This is a genomic window from Pyrinomonas sp. (assembly GCF_040289685.1).
Classification (GTDB): Bacteria; Acidobacteriota; Blastocatellia; order Pyrinomonadales; family Pyrinomonadaceae; genus Pyrinomonas.
On record NZ_PSLQ01000020.1, the window covers coordinates 1 to 207 of the forward strand.

At 64.3% G+C, this 207-nt stretch carries 1 protein-coding gene; it reads right to left on the reverse strand.

Features of this window, described 5'->3' with window-relative positions; translation table 11 throughout:
• Window positions 1–207 (reverse strand): TCP-1/cpn60 chaperonin family protein (locus C4334_RS06380; RefSeq protein WP_352431279.1); only part of this gene is annotated, 207 nt, incomplete at both ends.

Sequence of the window (207 nt, forward strand, 5' to 3'; positions counted from 1 at the left end):
GCGCGATGGCGTCACCTTGAACGGGCTTGGACATCCGCTTGATCTCCTCGACGGCGCGTTCGACTGCTTTGTCGATGCCGCGTTTCAAGGCCATCGGATTGGCGCCGGCAGCGACGGTTTTGACGCCTTCGCGGAAGATCGCCTGCGCAAGCACGGTTGCGGTGGTCGTGCCGTCACCGGCGACGTCCGAGGTCTTCGACGCGACTT